General features: G+C 62.8%; 20 protein-coding genes. 17 read left to right on the top strand and 3 right to left on the bottom strand.

All coding sequences use genetic code 11. The features are described 5' to 3' along the window. Positions 1-95 precede the first annotated feature (95 nt). The gene (locus N7640_RS07575; protein ID WP_279902488.1) at positions 96-830 is read right to left on the bottom strand and encodes a pentapeptide repeat-containing protein; all 735 of its coding nucleotides are present in this window, start codon (positions 828-830) and stop codon (positions 96-98) included. Positions 831-1,375: 545 nt separating this feature from the next. Further along, on the bottom strand, positions 1,376-1,804 hold the full coding sequence (locus tag N7640_RS07570; RefSeq protein WP_279902487.1) for a hypothetical protein: 429 nt from the start codon (positions 1,802-1,804) through the stop codon (positions 1,376-1,378). A 126-nt stretch (positions 1,805-1,930) separates the two neighbouring features. Here N7640_RS07570 and N7640_RS07565 point away from each other — a divergent pair, with 126 nt between their 5' ends. Next, positions 1,931-2,287: a hypothetical protein gene (locus tag N7640_RS07565; RefSeq protein ID WP_279902486.1), complete on the top strand. Its 357-nt coding sequence runs from the start codon at positions 1,931-1,933 to the stop codon at positions 2,285-2,287. Between the two features lie 996 nt (positions 2,288-3,283). On the opposite strand, the gene N7640_RS07560 is transcribed toward N7640_RS07565, so the two are convergent. Further along, positions 3,284-3,751: a hypothetical protein gene (locus tag N7640_RS07560; RefSeq protein ID WP_279902485.1), complete on the bottom strand. Its 468-nt coding sequence runs from the start codon at positions 3,749-3,751 to the stop codon at positions 3,284-3,286. 109 nt (positions 3,752-3,860) lie between these two features. Between N7640_RS07560 and N7640_RS07555 the strand changes: the two genes are divergently transcribed. The 16 genes from N7640_RS07555 (at position 3,861) to N7640_RS07480 (ending at position 13,377) form a co-directional block, all read left to right on the top strand. After that, on the top strand, positions 3,861-4,094 hold the full coding sequence (locus N7640_RS07555; RefSeq protein WP_279902484.1) for a helix-turn-helix domain-containing protein: 234 nt from the start codon (positions 3,861-3,863) through the stop codon (positions 4,092-4,094). 2 nt (positions 4,095-4,096) lie between these two features. Then, a complete protein-coding gene (locus N7640_RS07550; RefSeq protein WP_279902483.1) occupies positions 4,097-4,705 on the top strand; it encodes a hypothetical protein in 609 nt (202 codons plus the stop codon). A gap of 129 nt (positions 4,706-4,834) precedes the next feature. Then, a complete protein-coding gene (locus N7640_RS07545) occupies positions 4,835-5,023 on the top strand; it encodes a hypothetical protein (protein WP_220815668.1) in 189 nt (62 codons plus the stop codon). Between the two features lie 206 nt (positions 5,024-5,229). Further along, the gene (locus tag N7640_RS07540) at positions 5,230-6,177 is read left to right on the top strand and encodes a helix-turn-helix domain-containing protein (protein WP_279902482.1); all 948 of its coding nucleotides are present in this window, start codon (positions 5,230-5,232) and stop codon (positions 6,175-6,177) included. Further along, positions 6,164-6,940: a hypothetical protein gene (locus N7640_RS07535; protein ID WP_279902481.1), complete on the top strand. Its 777-nt coding sequence runs from the start codon at positions 6,164-6,166 to the stop codon at positions 6,938-6,940. Before N7640_RS07540 ends, N7640_RS07535 begins: the two co-directional genes overlap by 14 nt. Further along, positions 6,937-7,149 carry a hypothetical protein gene (locus N7640_RS07530; RefSeq protein WP_279902480.1) on the top strand — a complete coding sequence of 71 codons (213 nt, stop codon included), beginning with the start codon at positions 6,937-6,939 and terminating at the stop codon, positions 7,147-7,149. Before N7640_RS07535 ends, N7640_RS07530 begins: the two co-directional genes overlap by 4 nt. Before the next feature lie 163 nt (positions 7,150-7,312). After that, positions 7,313-7,738: an ead/Ea22-like family protein gene (locus tag N7640_RS07525; protein WP_279902479.1), complete on the top strand. Its 426-nt coding sequence runs from the start codon at positions 7,313-7,315 to the stop codon at positions 7,736-7,738. Beyond that, complete coding sequence (locus N7640_RS07520) at positions 7,731-8,318, top strand: DUF1367 family protein (RefSeq protein ID WP_279902478.1); 588 nt, start codon at positions 7,731-7,733, stop codon at positions 8,316-8,318. Before N7640_RS07525 ends, N7640_RS07520 begins: the two co-directional genes overlap by 8 nt. Continuing rightward, complete coding sequence (locus tag N7640_RS07515) at positions 8,315-8,524, top strand: hypothetical protein (RefSeq protein WP_279902477.1); 210 nt, start codon at positions 8,315-8,317, stop codon at positions 8,522-8,524. The genes N7640_RS07520 and N7640_RS07515 overlap by 4 nt, the downstream gene beginning before the upstream one ends. Continuing rightward, on the top strand, positions 8,521-9,147 hold the full coding sequence (locus N7640_RS07510) for a recombination protein NinG (protein ID WP_279902476.1): 627 nt from the start codon (positions 8,521-8,523) through the stop codon (positions 9,145-9,147). The genes N7640_RS07515 and N7640_RS07510 overlap by 4 nt, the downstream gene beginning before the upstream one ends. Positions 9,148-9,255: 108 nt before the next feature. Then, the gene (locus tag N7640_RS07505; protein WP_279902475.1) at positions 9,256-9,774 is read left to right on the top strand and encodes a hypothetical protein; all 519 of its coding nucleotides are present in this window, start codon (positions 9,256-9,258) and stop codon (positions 9,772-9,774) included. 28 nt (positions 9,775-9,802) lie between these two features. Continuing rightward, positions 9,803-10,165, top strand: coding sequence for a hypothetical protein (locus N7640_RS07500; RefSeq protein ID WP_279902474.1), 363 nt, complete (start codon positions 9,803-9,805; stop codon positions 10,163-10,165). Next, the gene (locus N7640_RS07495) at positions 10,162-10,479 is read left to right on the top strand and encodes a hypothetical protein (RefSeq protein WP_279902473.1); all 318 of its coding nucleotides are present in this window, start codon (positions 10,162-10,164) and stop codon (positions 10,477-10,479) included. The genes N7640_RS07500 and N7640_RS07495 overlap by 4 nt, the downstream gene beginning before the upstream one ends. Before the next feature lie 2 nt (positions 10,480-10,481). Beyond that, a complete protein-coding gene (locus N7640_RS07490; RefSeq protein ID WP_279902472.1) occupies positions 10,482-10,817 on the top strand; it encodes a hypothetical protein in 336 nt (111 codons plus the stop codon). Positions 10,818-10,856: 39 nt separating this feature from the next. Continuing rightward, on the top strand, positions 10,857-11,741 hold the full coding sequence (locus tag N7640_RS07485; RefSeq protein WP_279902471.1) for a terminase small subunit: 885 nt from the start codon (positions 10,857-10,859) through the stop codon (positions 11,739-11,741). A gap of 4 nt (positions 11,742-11,745) precedes the next feature. After that, positions 11,746-13,377 (top strand): terminase, encoded by a 1,632-nt coding sequence (locus N7640_RS07480; RefSeq protein ID WP_279902470.1) that lies wholly within the window; start codon positions 11,746-11,748, stop codon positions 13,375-13,377. Positions 13,378-13,385: the final 8 nt, after the last annotated feature.

Genomic DNA, 13,385 nt, shown 5'->3' with positions numbered 1-13,385 from the left:
TGTCCTCGTCGGGGAGTAAGGTGGTGCGAACGCCCGGCGCCGCCCGGGATGCGTCTGGTCTGGCTGCGCTAGCCTCGCGACTCGTTCGCTGTTCGTTACGCCGCTGCGGCTGCTGCCGGCGCCTCACCGCCAGGCACTGCCGGCGATGCCTTGATGATCTTCTTGAGGATCGGCTTCCACACGGCCCACCAGGCCAGAGCCTGCGAGTCCATGCTGGAGATTTCCTCGTCGCTGAATTTCCACCACTCGGCGATGAGGTGAAGCTGGCAGCCGATCTGCATGTGGGTGGCGGTGTACGTGACGGGCCAGATGTCGGCCTGGATGGCTTTCACCTCGCGCAGATTTCCCGAGAGGCCGCACATCGAGCCAAGTTCGGCCAGGTTGGCGTCGGCCAGGTTGGCGTCGACCAGGTAGGCGCCGGCCAGGTTGGCGCCGGCCAGGTAGGCGCCGGCCAGGTTGGCGCCGGCCAGGTAGGCGCCGGCCAGGTTGGCGCCGGCCAGGTAGGCGTCGGCCAGGTAGGCGCCGGCCAGGTTGGCGCCGGCCAGGTTGGCGCCGGCCAGGTAGGCGTCGGCCAGGTTGGCGCGGGCCAGGTTGGCGCCGGCCAGGTTGGCGCCGGCCAGGTTGGCGCCGGCCAGGTAGGCGCCGGCCAGGTTGGCGCCGGCCAGGTAGGCGTCGGCCAGGTTGGCGCGGGCCAGGTTGGCGCCGGCCAGGTTGGCGCGGGCCAGGTTGGCGCCGGTCAGGTAGGCGCGTTCGCCGCTTTCCTCGCCATCCAGCCACAGGCGGTGCTTTTCGAGAATCTCGCTCAGTTCTTCCGGGGTGTAGGTTTTCATGGCGGTTCCTTGTGGTCGCGTGCATAGGTCGCCGCCCTGGCCGGAAGCACTTCCGCAAGGTCATCTGGTAGGGCGGCGGCGTATGAAGGCGGGAGAAAAAGAGGCCGCGAAGTCGCAACCCAAAAGCGGTTGATGCTCGTGAGGGCATCGGGAATGGATGGCCGGCGCTGATCTCCGGCATGACTATTCAGGGGCCTAGTTGACACCGGAGTTTCACCGGGGCGAAGTTTTCAGCTCCTGCTTATTGGGCTCGCCCTGGCCATTTGGGCGCTTACTCAACATGGTTCCGGCCAGGATTCCCGCAACCCATCAGGTCTTACACTCGCGCATCAGCCTGCGCATTCATCCATTCCCGATAGCCCTCTCGGACTTCGGCCTGCATTCGGCACCGTGCAGGTCGGTTGGTCTGCGACATTGCTGCCGCATGCCTGGCTCGCTTGCTGTCTCGGCCACCTGTAGGCAGGAACTCCGGGTATCGCTCTATCGCACAGCGTCCTCATGCGCCTCTCGTTTACCCTTCAGGGGCGACCCGCGAGAGGGGCGGGTTAATTGCGGTCAATCAATTGCTGCAGTTTGCAGCGAAGGCAGCCAGGCTTACATATGCCACGCATATGTAAGGAGACATCGTCCCGGCTTACATATACGTCTACGCCATCGACCTGGTACTTGAGGAACGACGAATCCAGCTGGCCTGCTAGAAGCATCACGCTCTTCCCATCAACCTGGCTCATTGAGCGGCGGCGATAACTGGCGTTTATCGTTCCGTAAACTCTGTCGCCAACGGACTTTGCCACCACCTCAGATCTCAATATGCACGCCTGAAGAAGTTCTTTGTCTCGCACGAGAACTGCTAGCCCGGCGCGCTCAATATTCAGATCCCCTGTAGCGATCATGTGGCACGCCATTCGATCCAGGAACAGCGTCTCTTGCGGGGTGAGTTGCATATTTCTGCCCTCGGTCTCTTGATCACGCATACAGCTCGCCACTCACCCGCGGCATCGCGATTCGCATTTCGGCGCGGCGCTGCTGGAGCGGTCGGCGGGCTAGTGTGGGTGGTGGGTGGTGGGTGGCAATCGCCAGGTCAGACCGCATCTGTAAGCGTGCTCTTCGGCACGCCGTTCCAGCAGGTCCTCTATCTGGATGTTTTCTTCAACGGTGAATGTCGGGTTGCATACCGAGCAGTGCTCTGCGACCTGCACCTCGTAAACGTGGCGAGCCTCGCTATGAAGGCGCAGACAGGAAGGGCAGGACACTCGACTGTCCGGCTCTACCTGAGCCTCGCAGCAGGTGATGGCGTCATCCTCTTCCAGGTGGGCCTGCTCGCAGACTGGGCATATCCAACAATCCCAAACTTCCGGCTGACAGCACCGCTCCGCCTCGAAGTGGTACTCGTGGACCTTCTCGCAGTCACTGCACTGATATGCCTTCTTGACCATGTCTATCTCCCTCTTGGGTGACTTCCCGGATGCCCCTCCAGGGAAGGGCATCGAGGAAATCGGTATTGCGGGGCTCCGTTACGCGCCACGGTGGCCTTGGCGATGACTTCTCAGCGCTTCCGCCGGGACCGCAGTAGCGGCCGGTCTTAGGCCCTGCGAGTCCAGGTGGGTGTGCTGCAACCCTCGACCCGTGGCGCGCTTCCGGAGAGGGAGCGCGTGCACATGGTGTTGAGCAGGCCGGTGTCCAGAGCCGGCATGGGCAGTCGGTTTTGCTTCCGTCGCTCAGCCGAGGCTGTCGGGACTGCGGAAGGATCGGGGTTGTTAAAGAGCGGTGGCCTTGCGGCCTGTCACTCTCTGGCGGTGCTCGCCAGTGAGGTGGCGAGATGAAAACTAGCGTAACGCTATTGTTTTGTAAATAGCGAAACGCTAGTTAATTTTGCGCAACGCGATATACTCGACCAGGACCATGTGCTTACGGATCAAGCGGGGGCCTTTAGAGCCTGCATGGGGAAAGGAAAAGCCCGGCGATAGGCCTGGCGGATCCAAGCAGTGGAAGTGGCCTCTGGAGAGCGGCCACGGGAAGAAAGTGCCGGGGCCAGTTACGGCCCCGGCGTTTGCTGCTAGGTGAGAAGGTAGGCGACGACGACGGCCAGGCGCCCGAAAGCAACCAGCTGAGCATGCGTGACCTTCACTTCCACCTTCAGTGTCAGCTTAATCATGAGTTATGCCTCATGGTGTCGCTGGCAGAGCGCTCCACCAACCGACTTGTCGGATGGGGGTTCGGATAGGTGCCGTACCGCAAGGGCTCTTGTCGCAGAGCCACGCAAACCGCCTTGGTGGTACAGCCCTACCATCCGCCGCGTGCGCACGCGACGGCTGGGCGCAAGCAGACACGAGTTCGTGTGCCTTGTCGGAGGCGACCTCCTGCTTGCGTTCCAATCTTGTTGTTACCCCTGTGGCGCGGTTGGGGTAGCAACCTTCTACTGTTGTCGTTCGTCCTCGCCGACAAAAATACCGTCAACGCATACCAGCTTTAGCTGGGCCTTTCGCTGTGGAGCTTTTGACCGAACCTTCCTCTGCGGCATATCGCAACGAACGGAGTGCCATTAGCGCCGCAGTGTCTAGCCAACGAGGCTGAGTGACCATTCCCAAGAGGACGTCAACAATTGCCCGGTCGCCTGGGGAGGCCTGCTCGTACGCCCGAAGAAGCGGCGACACTGGCGGTTCGACGATCTTGGTTTCCGCAGATTGAGAGTGGTCAGTATCAAGCCAACCTGCAGGCTTGCCGGCGGCTTCTTCAATACGGCGGGCGGTTGCTTTGCGCATCCCCCGAGGCTTCCCTGTCTTGGAGTCCTTGGCGCCATCTCTCAGGTTGCCGAACTGCGACGGAGACATTCCGACGCGATCAGCAACAGTCGCGAGGCCTCCGAACTCCTTCTCAAGAAGGCGCATGTTGGAGCGGCGAATTTCATCAATGTCTTTCATCGCACGGATTCGATAGCAATACGCTAATTATGTATATGCGCGCTTCGCTATATCCACGACACTAGCGTTACGCTATATTTGGCTGAATTCTTTTTACGGAAGCCGAGAAATGGAGCTGAAGCCCTACCTCGACCAGCGCCGCGGAGCCCGTTCCTGGCTGGCGCGAGAGATCAATGTTTCGCCGGTGCTCGTCTCGCAGTGGGCCACTGGTGTACGGCAGGTGCCTGCCGAGCATTGTCCTTCCATCGAGCGCGCAACGAGCGGCTTGGTGACTTGTGAGGACATGAGGCCGGACGTGGATTGGGCATACCTCCGAAAGCAGCCGACCCGGGAGGCGTCCTGACCGTGAACAGACACGAACGAAAGCTGGCCGCGCTGAAGCGGAACCTGGGGCGGAGGGGCGAGCGAGACATATCCCGCCGCCTGCTTGACGGGGCATCCAAGGCGCTGAAGCAGGCGAGCGTTGTGGCGCTCCCCGACAGCCACCCGGCGTCGGTAGAGCCCGATCTTTCAGTCCGCCCTGATCTCGTTGCTACAGACGGGGCAGAGCATGAAGGGTGTCGGGCGCCTGACGAGAGTGAGCACGGCCTTCTGCTTGCGGACATCGAAGCACGGCTGACAGATGAAGTGCGCGGGCTCATCACTGCGCTCAGGCAGTTCAGCAGCAGGACGCAACTGATAAGCCAGTCCACGCCCGCGGGAGCCGACTTCACGAAGTTGGTAACGCAGACGCTCGCTCTCATGGCTCTCCAGCTCGCGATTGCGCTCGGTAAGAGCCTGGAGAAGCCGGTCCTTTTCGATGATGGCGTTCTGTACCTGAAGAACCTGGGACTGAATCTCGAGGATTTTGTTCGTGAAGTCGAGCTTGATGGCCGTCGCTTTCTGGCGGTCGCGCTCGTCGACCAGCAGTCGAGCAAGCTCGACCGAGCCATTGACGCTGGCGAAAAGCGTTGAAATGTCCAATTTCCGGAACCCCCTGGTTCGCTCTGTTGGGTGAGAGCTTCAGAGGGTAGCAGCGGGGTTCCGACCTTTACAGCGTGGCGCGCAGCAGGCGTGTCCGCCGATTTGTGGAGATGGAAAACCATGGGAAGTGATCCCGATTTCGTGAAGTTGAACGAGATCAAGGCGCGGTTCGACGACCAGACCCTTGACCGCATTTTGGAAGCCTGCCGGAAGACCCGGCTGCGCCGCGCCGAACTGGTGCGCCAGATCGTTCTGGACTGGCTCGACGAGAGCGAAGCAAAGGCTACGGCATCGACTGATGCTGCATGAAGGCCCTCAGGAGGCCCTGTGATGGTTACGGGTACAACACCGATACGCGATGCACATGACCGCCTGGCTGAGCAGGCCGTTGCCGGTATGTCACAGGCTGACCGCGCTCGGCTGCAGCGACTGGCGGCCGAGCGGGGCGTTACCGTCGAGCAGCTGGTGGTTCAGGTTGTCTCCGAGCAGCTGGCGGGACCAGCGGGGCGCGCAAGATGAGCACCCTGATCTCTTCGGCGTGCTGGCAGCTGCAGGGCATGAGCGCGACACAGAAGATCGTGCTGATCTCCCTGGCCGACCAGGCGAATGACGATGGTGTCTGCTGGCCGAGCGTAGGCAGTATCGCCAGGCGCACCTGCTTGTCTGCGCGCGCAGTTCAGGATGCCATCGCGTGGCTGGAGTCGGCCCGGGTGGTCCATCGTGATTTCCGGGTGAACAGCAGTACCTCGTACACCGTTACTCCTGCGGATTATTCGCCAGAGAAAGCCGCTTCCGCTCGCAAGCGCACCAACAAAACCACCCCCGCAAATGGCGCACCCCATGAACACGATGCACCCCCCGCAGATGGCGCAGGGGTGCAAATGGCGCACCCCCCGCAAATGGCGCATGAGGGGGGTGCAAATGGCGCAGGGGAGGTGGTGCAAATGGCGCACCCCACCCCCGCAAATGGCGCACCCAGAACCGTAATAGAACCGTCAGTAGAACCATCAAGGGAATCGTCATCCCTTTCGCCGGCGCCGTCGGCACCGCCCCGTCGACGTTCGAAACCGGCCGATTCCGTCGCAGAGGCAGAACGCCAGTCCGCTTGCCGGGACATCTGGTCCGCTTACTCCTCGGCCTACCTGGCCAGGTACGGCACCAGCCCGGTGCGAAACGCCAAGGTCAACCGCCACGTTGACGACCTGCGCAAGCGGCTTGGGGCCGACGCGCACCAGGTGGCCGCGTATTTCGTAGCGATCAACGACGCCTACCTGATCCGCAACTGCCACGACTTCGGCAGCCTGCTGGCCAAGGCCGAGAGCTACCACACCCAGTGGGCAACGAACCGCCAGGTCACCGGTACCAGCGCGCGCCAGATCGAGAACACTCAGACCAACCTATCCGCCGCTGAGCAGGCCCTGGCCGAGCAGCGGGCGAGGAGGGGACCGAATGCTCACGCCTGACCAGCAGGACGAACTGTTGCTCTCCCTGTTCGCCACCGCCGAAGCGATGCAGCAGCAGCTGACGCCGGCGGCCGCACAACTCATGGTCCAGGACCTGAAGGGCTACGACGAGCAGCCCCTGGCCGCCGCGCTGCAGGCTGTGCGACGTGAAGGTGGCCGCTTCACTGTGGCCGCGGTGCTGAAACACCTTGAGGCTGCTGACGGCCGACCGGAGCCGAACGAGGCATGGGCCATTGCGCTGCAGTCGTTCGACGAGGCCGAGACTGTGCTGCTGACCGATGAGATCCGCCAGGCCACCGCCGCAGCGTCTTCCGTGTTCCATGCCGGCGACAAGATCGGGGCGCGGATGGCGTTCCTTGCTGCATACCAGCGCCTGGTCGATTCCGCGCGGCGCGATGCTCGGGCGGTGGTCTGGCACCTCTCGCTGGGCCACAACCCGGAGCGGCGCGCCCTCGCGGTCGAAGAGGCCCAGCGCCTGGGGCGCCTGCCCGCGCCGGAGGCCCAGCGCCTGCTGGCCGACCTGCGCCCCGAGCAGATCACCGCTGACGGCCAGGCCATCGCCGGGCTGCTCACCGGCCGCGCCGGAACCCCGTCGCCGGAGACCCGCCAGCGTCTGGCAGCCATCCGCGACCAGCTCACCGCCTCCGGCCGCCAGCGCGACGCCGAGCGCCAGGCCCAGGTCGCCGCCCAGCGGCAGGACCTCGCCGAGAGGGTCGACCGTCACATGGCCGCCCTGAACCAGCTGCAGGAGTCCCAGGCATGAAATGGGCGAAGCAATCCGAGCACGTCGCCGTGAGCGACAGCACCCCGCAGTACCGCGTCGCTCGGTTCGTGATCGACGGCGATGCGCAGTACCGGGCCAGCGTGCGTGGCGAATTCATCGGCGCGGTGACGACCGACCCTCACGAGGCTCAGGCCGTGTGCGAGCGCCACTACATGGTCACCGGCGGGGAGGAGAGGGAATGCGCATGAGTTTGAGCAGGGCAGTAGCCCTTGCCGGTGCCCTGGGTGCTGCGGCATCCGCCGGAGGCTGGACCTTTCCTGGGCCTACCAGCAGCCGCGCATCGTTCAACGATCCGCACAAGCCGAGGCCTCGGAGCAAGGGCGAGAAAGCGCGCAACCGGAGGAATCGGCCATGACTGACCTGAACAAGCAGGAGCTGCGGAGGCTGGCTGAAAAGGCGACGCCTTTAGTTGATTGGTACAAGCCAGGCGACCTGCGCTACGACGATAGCAAGACAGGCGAAGTTCACGGCCTGCATCACGATGATGATTCGTTCATCGCCGCTGCCGGTCCCGCTGCCATCCTCTCCCTGCTGGATGAGATCGACCGGCTGTCTTTCGAACCAGCAAAACACTCTCGCCGTCTCATCGAGCAGCTCCGGGTCGAGGTCGAGGTGCTGCGCCTGGATGCAGCGCGATGGCAGTGCGTCCGCAACGCCATTCCCATGCAATCCCCATATGCCGTCTGGCGCGAGGGCTCTCATGTGGTTCTTGGCAAGGACGCTGACGAGATGGTCGATAATTTCTTGGCAGCCAAGGAGGGCAACGCCAATGGCTGATATAGCGCTGGTTCGCACAGCCCAGGGGCTGGTGCCGGCCACCGATGCCGACCGGGAGCTGGTCCAGAAGTGGAAGGCTGGCCAGGTCATCCATGGCAGCTTCACGAAGATGCGCAACGCCCGTTTTCACCGGAAGTTCTTCGCCATGCTGGACCTGGCATGGGACTACTGGGAGCCAAGGGGCGGCCTGGTTCCTCGGCAAGAGCAGCGCGGCATCGAAGGCTTCGCCAGATTCCTCTCCCGGCATGCCCAGCGCGCGGATGCCGTCCTGGCAGCGGCCCAGGCCTATCTGGAGCAGCTGGAGAGCGAGCGAGCCGACCGCTTCCCCGTTGTGGAGAAGAGCCGCGAGGCTTTCCGGGAGTGGGTGACGATCGAGGCCGGGCACTACGACCTTGTGCAGACGCCGGCTGGCGTGAAGCGCAAGGCGAAGTCCATCAGCTGGGCCAGCATGGACGACACCCAGTTCGAACCCCTGTACCGGGACGTCTTCGCAACCTGCTGGCGCCTGGTGCTCGCTGAGCACTTTGAGTCGGAGGCTGATGCAATGGCTGCAGCGGAACTGCTCGGGGGCTTCGCATGAGCCAGCGCCACCAATGCGAATGCCACCGCTGCATCCGCGAGCAGAAGCTGGGCGAGCAAAGTGCGTTCGGCTGGCTGCCGCTGTCCAGCACGAAGATGATCCTGTGCCCGGTCTGCGGTAACAAGCGCTGCCCGAAGGCGAGCGACCACGCCCTTGCCTGCACCGGCAGCAATGACCCTGGCCAGCCGGGGAGCGTCTACCAATGAACGCCACCCGCACGCCCCTGAAGGCGATCAGCAGCAGGCCGAAGAAGTGTGCAGTGCGCAGCTGTCGGGCGCCTTTCATCCCCAAGCAGAGCTTCCAGACCTGGTGCAGTCCCGAGTGCGGCCTGGTGATCGCCAAGGCGAAGCAGGAGAAGCAGCGCATCGCCATCGAGCAGCGAGATCGCCGAGAGATCCGCGCGCGCAAGCAGCAGCTGAAAAGCCGCAGCCAGCACCTGAAGGAAGCCCAGGCCGCCTTCAACGCCTACATTCGGGAACGCGACCGGCTGCAGCCCTGTATCAGCTGCAACTCCATGCCAGACGACGCGGGGCTTCTGACGGGGAGTCGCTGGGATGCTGGGCACTACCGATCTACCGGGGCCTGTCCTGAACTGCGCTTCGAGCCCCTGAACGTCCACAAGCAGTGTGTTCGCTGTAACCGGGACCTCTCGGGTAACGCGGTGGAGTACCGCATTCGGCTGGTAGCGCGCATCGGCGCCACGGCCGTCGAGTGGCTGGAGGGCCAGCACGAGCCCAAGAAATACGCCATCTCCGACCTAGAGCTGATCAAGGCCGCGTACCGGAAGAAGCTCCGAGACCTGAAGAAGAATGAGGCTGCCCATGGGTGACGTTGTTTTCTACCTCTGCCTGACGATCCTGGTGAATCTCTTTGCTGGTGATCCTGGCCTGATGGACACCATCCAGGCTCACATGAATAGCGCGACGGTGTGCCGCCCATGAGCCAAGAGCAGAAGCCGAACTCCACCCAGATAGTGCTGGACGCGGTGCGAGAGCTGCATGGGCTGGGGCAGGTAGCCACACGCGAGACCGTCCAGGCAATGACCGGTCTGAAGATCGGCATTGTAGATGATCGACTCAAGCACCTGGCCGCGGAGGATCTGATACGTCGGGCTGGCCGCGGGCTGTATGTGCTGGCGTTGAAGCAAGACAGCGCCAGGCAGATCAGCCATACCCGGCTGCCTGACGGCACGATCGTTCTGGACATCGGCGACGACGTGATGATTCTGACGCCGACCGAGGCGCGAACCCTGGGCAGCATGCTCGCCGGTGGAGCGGTACAGGCCGCGCAGATCGAACTGGGGTATCAGGCCTCGGTAGTCAACGCGGAATTGGCATTGAAGGTCCGGCGCCTTGAGCAACTGGTCGACGCCATGAGGCGCGAGTTGCGCATCAGTGAGAGCCCCCAGCTCACGCTACTTGACGTGTGCGATGCGCATGCCGGGCAGCCGGCCTGAAATTCACCATCCCGAGGAGGGAACAGCAATGCAAGAATCAACAGCAAGTACCGGCAAGCGTGTCGTGCAGATCGTTGGCACCCCCTACAGCTACCGGATTGACGAGCAGCCGACCGAGGAGCGCTACAGCTACACGCTCCAGGTCAAGGTAGAAGACGGCGTGGTTGAGCACGATGGGAAGATGACCTTGCCGGGGAAGATCGTGTTCGCGTTCCCCGAGCAACAGGACATCCTGGTCACCCAGTTTCTGAGACCGCTCGCTGAGCAGCTGGCCAAAGCTGGTCTGAAGGCTGGCGATGAGTCCGTGACGGTGCGACTGCCGACGCCAAGCGGCGGTAGCCAGGAGGCGAAACTCCCCATTCGATTCATCCCAGCGGAGCCAGCAGCATGACCCCCATGACGATTCACTACGCCCTGCAGCCGGCCGAGGGAGACGAGCCGCCGGTCGCGGTGTTCTCCGTCGACATCGAGGGCGGCAGCCTCAGCACCGCATGCGTCGTGACTGACGCGGACCCGGCTGGGCTCGGATCGATGGCGGGTATCATCTGCAACCAACTGCACATGAACGCCAAGTACTTCCCTGGTGATGATCGCGATGAAGAGCGTACCGAGCGCCGGCATCTGCACTATGGCAATGGCCAGGCCGATGGCCAGGTGGTGCTGCTGATGGGCGAGTTCGATGTGACCTTCACGCCGAACGAGTAGGTTTGATTTATGATCCGGCATGGATGCTGGTCGCTTTGGAGGTTACTGCGATGGAAATGGTAGAGGTTCTGCTGATAGGCGGCCCGTGTGACGGCATGCGGCGGCGTGTTACGCCTGGCCAGCCTGATGTTCAGGCGATGCCAATGGAGAAGTGTAGGCCGTTGGATCATTACGGCGCCGACCAGGTGATCGGTCCCAGGACGTATTACACCTATCGCCGGGTTCCCCTGCGGGGAGAAAACCGCGCGGAATATGACGTCTACGTCTATGGCGACCTTGATGTGGTTGGCATGCTGATCAGGAACTACCGAGATCACGAAGGCGTAGCCCCCCTGTAGGGTTCGACACTGCGACACCGGCCCGGACAATTCCGGGCCATGACTCGAAAACCCAAGGGCGACAAGCCCACTCCCACCAAATCGAGGACCCCGGCAGCGAGGAAGCGTGCTGCTGGGGCTTTGTCGTGCTCGGTAGATGGTGACCATCAGGGTGCAGCGGAACGGCTCACCGGCAAGCAGCAGCGATTCGTCGAAGAGTACCTGGTGGACCTGAACGCGACTCAGGCTGCTATTCGCGCCGGCTACTCCGGGAAGACTGCTCGCCAGCAAGGCGCCGAGAACCTGTCAAAACCTGTCATCCAGGTAGCTATCGCCGAGGCCAGGAAAGATCAGCAGGAGCGAACCGGCATCACGGCCGACCGCGTTCTGCGCGAGGCATGGAACCAAGTCACGGCAGACGCCCGCGAACTGACCCAGCTGTACATCGGCTGCTGTCGCTTCTGCCATGGTTTCAACCATCACTACCAGCGCACTCGCAACGAGTTCGAGGCGGACTACGCGGACTGGGAAGCCAACACCAAGCCGGACAAGGGAGAGTTCAACGCTAAGGGTGGCCCGGGCTTCAATCCCAACGCTGAGCCTCACCCGCATTGCCCAGAGTGCGCCGGTGACGGTATTCCGCGCGTGGTGCTGATGGACACTCGCCAGCTGTCCGATGGCGCCCGCTCGCTGTTCGCCGGCGTCAAGCAGACCAAGTTCGGCATCGAGGTGCAGATGCACTCCAAGGACGCAGCCATGGAGAAGCTGTTCAAGCACCTTGGCCTGTACGAGAAGGACAACGAGCAGAAGACGGACCCGCTCACCACGCTGCTGCACACCATCTCCAGCAATAGCGGAAACGGGTTCAGGCCGGTGGTCGAGGACCCTGACCACAAGCGCCAGGACGCAGCTGGTAGCGCGTTCACCCCCGTGGTCGAGGACTGATGCGATGGCCATGCAGGTGACGCATAGCGAAGAGCTGCTGCCACTGCCCACCGATGCAGCTGAGCTGGCGCGCTGCCTGGCCGATCCCGAGTGGCGCCTGTTCAGCGGCTGCCTCTACAAGATCATGATCAAGGGCGATGACAAGATCGCCGAGGACGGCAGTATTGAGGAGGGCGACAGCTACGTCCTGCCGTTTAGGCCCAACCGAGCGCAGCGCCGGTTCATCAAGCGGCTATGGCACCGCAACCTGATACTGAAGGCCAGGCAGCTCGGCTTCACGACCCTGATCGCCATCATGTGGCTGGATCATGCGCTGTTCAATGCAGACCAGCGCTGCGGCATCATCGCCCAAGACCGTGACGCGGCAAAGGTCATCTTCCGGGACAAGGTGAAGTTCGCCTACGACAACCTCCCGGCCGAGATCCGTGATCGCTTCCCCACTGCGGCAGCGAACGCCGATGAATTGCTGTTCGCTCATAACAACAGCAGCGTGCGCGTGGCCACCTCCATGCGCTCCGGCACTATCCACCGGTTGCACGTCTCCGAGTTCGGGAAAATCTGTGCCAAGTACCCGGACAAGGCCCAGGAAGTCGTCACCGGCTCGATTCCGGCCGTGCCCACCAACGGCATCCTGGTTATCGAGTCGACAGCTGAAGGTCGCGAAGGCGAGTTCTTCAAAATGGTCCAGGTCGCCGAGGCGAACCACGCCAGCCGGAAGAAGCTGACTCCGCGCGACTACCGCATGCACTTCTACGCATGGTGGCAGGAGCCCAAATATCGCCTGGATTCATCCACCATCGAGTTGACGCGCGAGGAGCACGACTACTTCGACAAGGTGGAAGCCACAGTGCTGCGCGACATGGGCGAGCGCATCACTATCGACGCGGACCAGCGGGCCTGGTACGTCGCCACGAAGCGTGCCGACTTCTCTGGCGCCGAAGAGAAGATGTGGCAGGAGTACCCCAGCTTCCCGGCCGAAGCCTTCCAGATCAGCACCGAGGGCAACTGGTACGCCAAGGACATGATCGCGCTGCGGAAGCGTGGCGGCGTCCGCAAGGTGCTGGTGCTGGATGCCCCGGTGAACACCTTCTGGGACATCGGCAACGGCGACGGATGCGCCATCTGGTTTCACCAGGAGCTGAATGGCGAAGACCGCTTCATCGACTACTACGAAGCCCATGGCGAAGACCTGCGGCACTACGTCAAGGAGCTGCGTGACCGCGGCTATGTATTCGGCACGCACTTTCTGCCGCACGACGCGGATCACAAGCGCCTGAGTGACTTCAATCGAAGCACCAAGGAAATGCTGCAGGACCTCATGCCCGGCGAGCGATTCGCCATTGTGCCGCTGATCACAGAGCTTGTGACGGGCATCTATCAGACCCGGAAGCACATGAAGACGGCCTATCTGGACGAGACGGGGTGCGCCAAGGGCATCCAGCGCCTGGAGGGCTATCGCAAGAGGTACAGCCGGGCCGACAACCGATTTACCGACCAGCCGGACAAGAGCAACGGCTGCAGCGAGGGCGCCGACGCCTATCGCCAGTGGGCCCAGGCCAAGGAACTGGGGATGCTGCAGGGTGTGTCCGGTAAGAAGACCTACGAAGAAGCCCCTGCGCCTGACTGGCGTCTCTGAGGACAGAA

It is taken from the genome of Pseudomonas sp. GD04015 (assembly GCF_029837675.1).
Lineage (GTDB): Bacteria > Pseudomonadota > Gammaproteobacteria > Pseudomonadales > Pseudomonadaceae > Aquipseudomonas > Aquipseudomonas paralcaligenes.
The sequence above is the reverse complement of the archived record's forward strand: the minus strand, read 5'-3'. Positions and strand labels throughout refer to the sequence as shown.

Excerpts from the sequence above, each read along its gene's own strand:
- N7640_RS07485 (WP_279902471.1), top strand. The coding sequence starts at position 10,857 with ATGACTCGAAAACCCAAGGGCGACAAGCCCACTCCCACCAAATCGAGG.
- N7640_RS07540 (WP_279902482.1), top strand. The coding sequence starts at position 5,230 with ATGAGCACCCTGATCTCTTCGGCGTGCTGGCAGCTGCAGGGCATGAGC.
- N7640_RS07570 (WP_279902487.1), bottom strand. The coding sequence starts at position 1,804 with ATGCGTGATCAAGAGACCGAGGGCAGAAATATGCAACTCACCCCGCAA.
- N7640_RS07525 (WP_279902479.1), top strand. The coding sequence starts at position 7,313 with ATGACTGACCTGAACAAGCAGGAGCTGCGGAGGCTGGCTGAAAAGGCG.
- N7640_RS07515 (WP_279902477.1), top strand. The coding sequence starts at position 8,315 with ATGAGCCAGCGCCACCAATGCGAATGCCACCGCTGCATCCGCGAGCAG.
- N7640_RS07535 (WP_279902481.1), top strand. The coding sequence starts at position 6,164 with ATGCTCACGCCTGACCAGCAGGACGAACTGTTGCTCTCCCTGTTCGCC.
- N7640_RS07560 (WP_279902485.1), bottom strand. The coding sequence starts at position 3,751 with ATGAAAGACATTGATGAAATTCGCCGCTCCAACATGCGCCTTCTTGAG.
- N7640_RS07575 (WP_279902488.1), bottom strand. The coding sequence starts at position 830 with ATGAAAACCTACACCCCGGAAGAACTGAGCGAGATTCTCGAAAAGCAC.
- N7640_RS07555 (WP_279902484.1), top strand. The coding sequence starts at position 3,861 with ATGGAGCTGAAGCCCTACCTCGACCAGCGCCGCGGAGCCCGTTCCTGG.
- N7640_RS07505 (WP_279902475.1), top strand. The coding sequence starts at position 9,256 with ATGAGCCAAGAGCAGAAGCCGAACTCCACCCAGATAGTGCTGGACGCG.
- N7640_RS07530 (WP_279902480.1), top strand. The coding sequence starts at position 6,937 with ATGAAATGGGCGAAGCAATCCGAGCACGTCGCCGTGAGCGACAGCACC.
- N7640_RS07510 (WP_279902476.1), top strand. The coding sequence starts at position 8,521 with ATGAACGCCACCCGCACGCCCCTGAAGGCGATCAGCAGCAGGCCGAAG.
- N7640_RS07480 (WP_279902470.1), top strand. The coding sequence starts at position 11,746 with ATGGCCATGCAGGTGACGCATAGCGAAGAGCTGCTGCCACTGCCCACC.
- N7640_RS07495 (WP_279902473.1), top strand. The coding sequence starts at position 10,162 with ATGACCCCCATGACGATTCACTACGCCCTGCAGCCGGCCGAGGGAGAC.
- N7640_RS07500 (WP_279902474.1), top strand. The coding sequence starts at position 9,803 with ATGCAAGAATCAACAGCAAGTACCGGCAAGCGTGTCGTGCAGATCGTT.
- N7640_RS07545 (WP_220815668.1), top strand. The coding sequence starts at position 4,835 with ATGGGAAGTGATCCCGATTTCGTGAAGTTGAACGAGATCAAGGCGCGG.
- N7640_RS07520 (WP_279902478.1), top strand. The coding sequence starts at position 7,731 with ATGGCTGATATAGCGCTGGTTCGCACAGCCCAGGGGCTGGTGCCGGCC.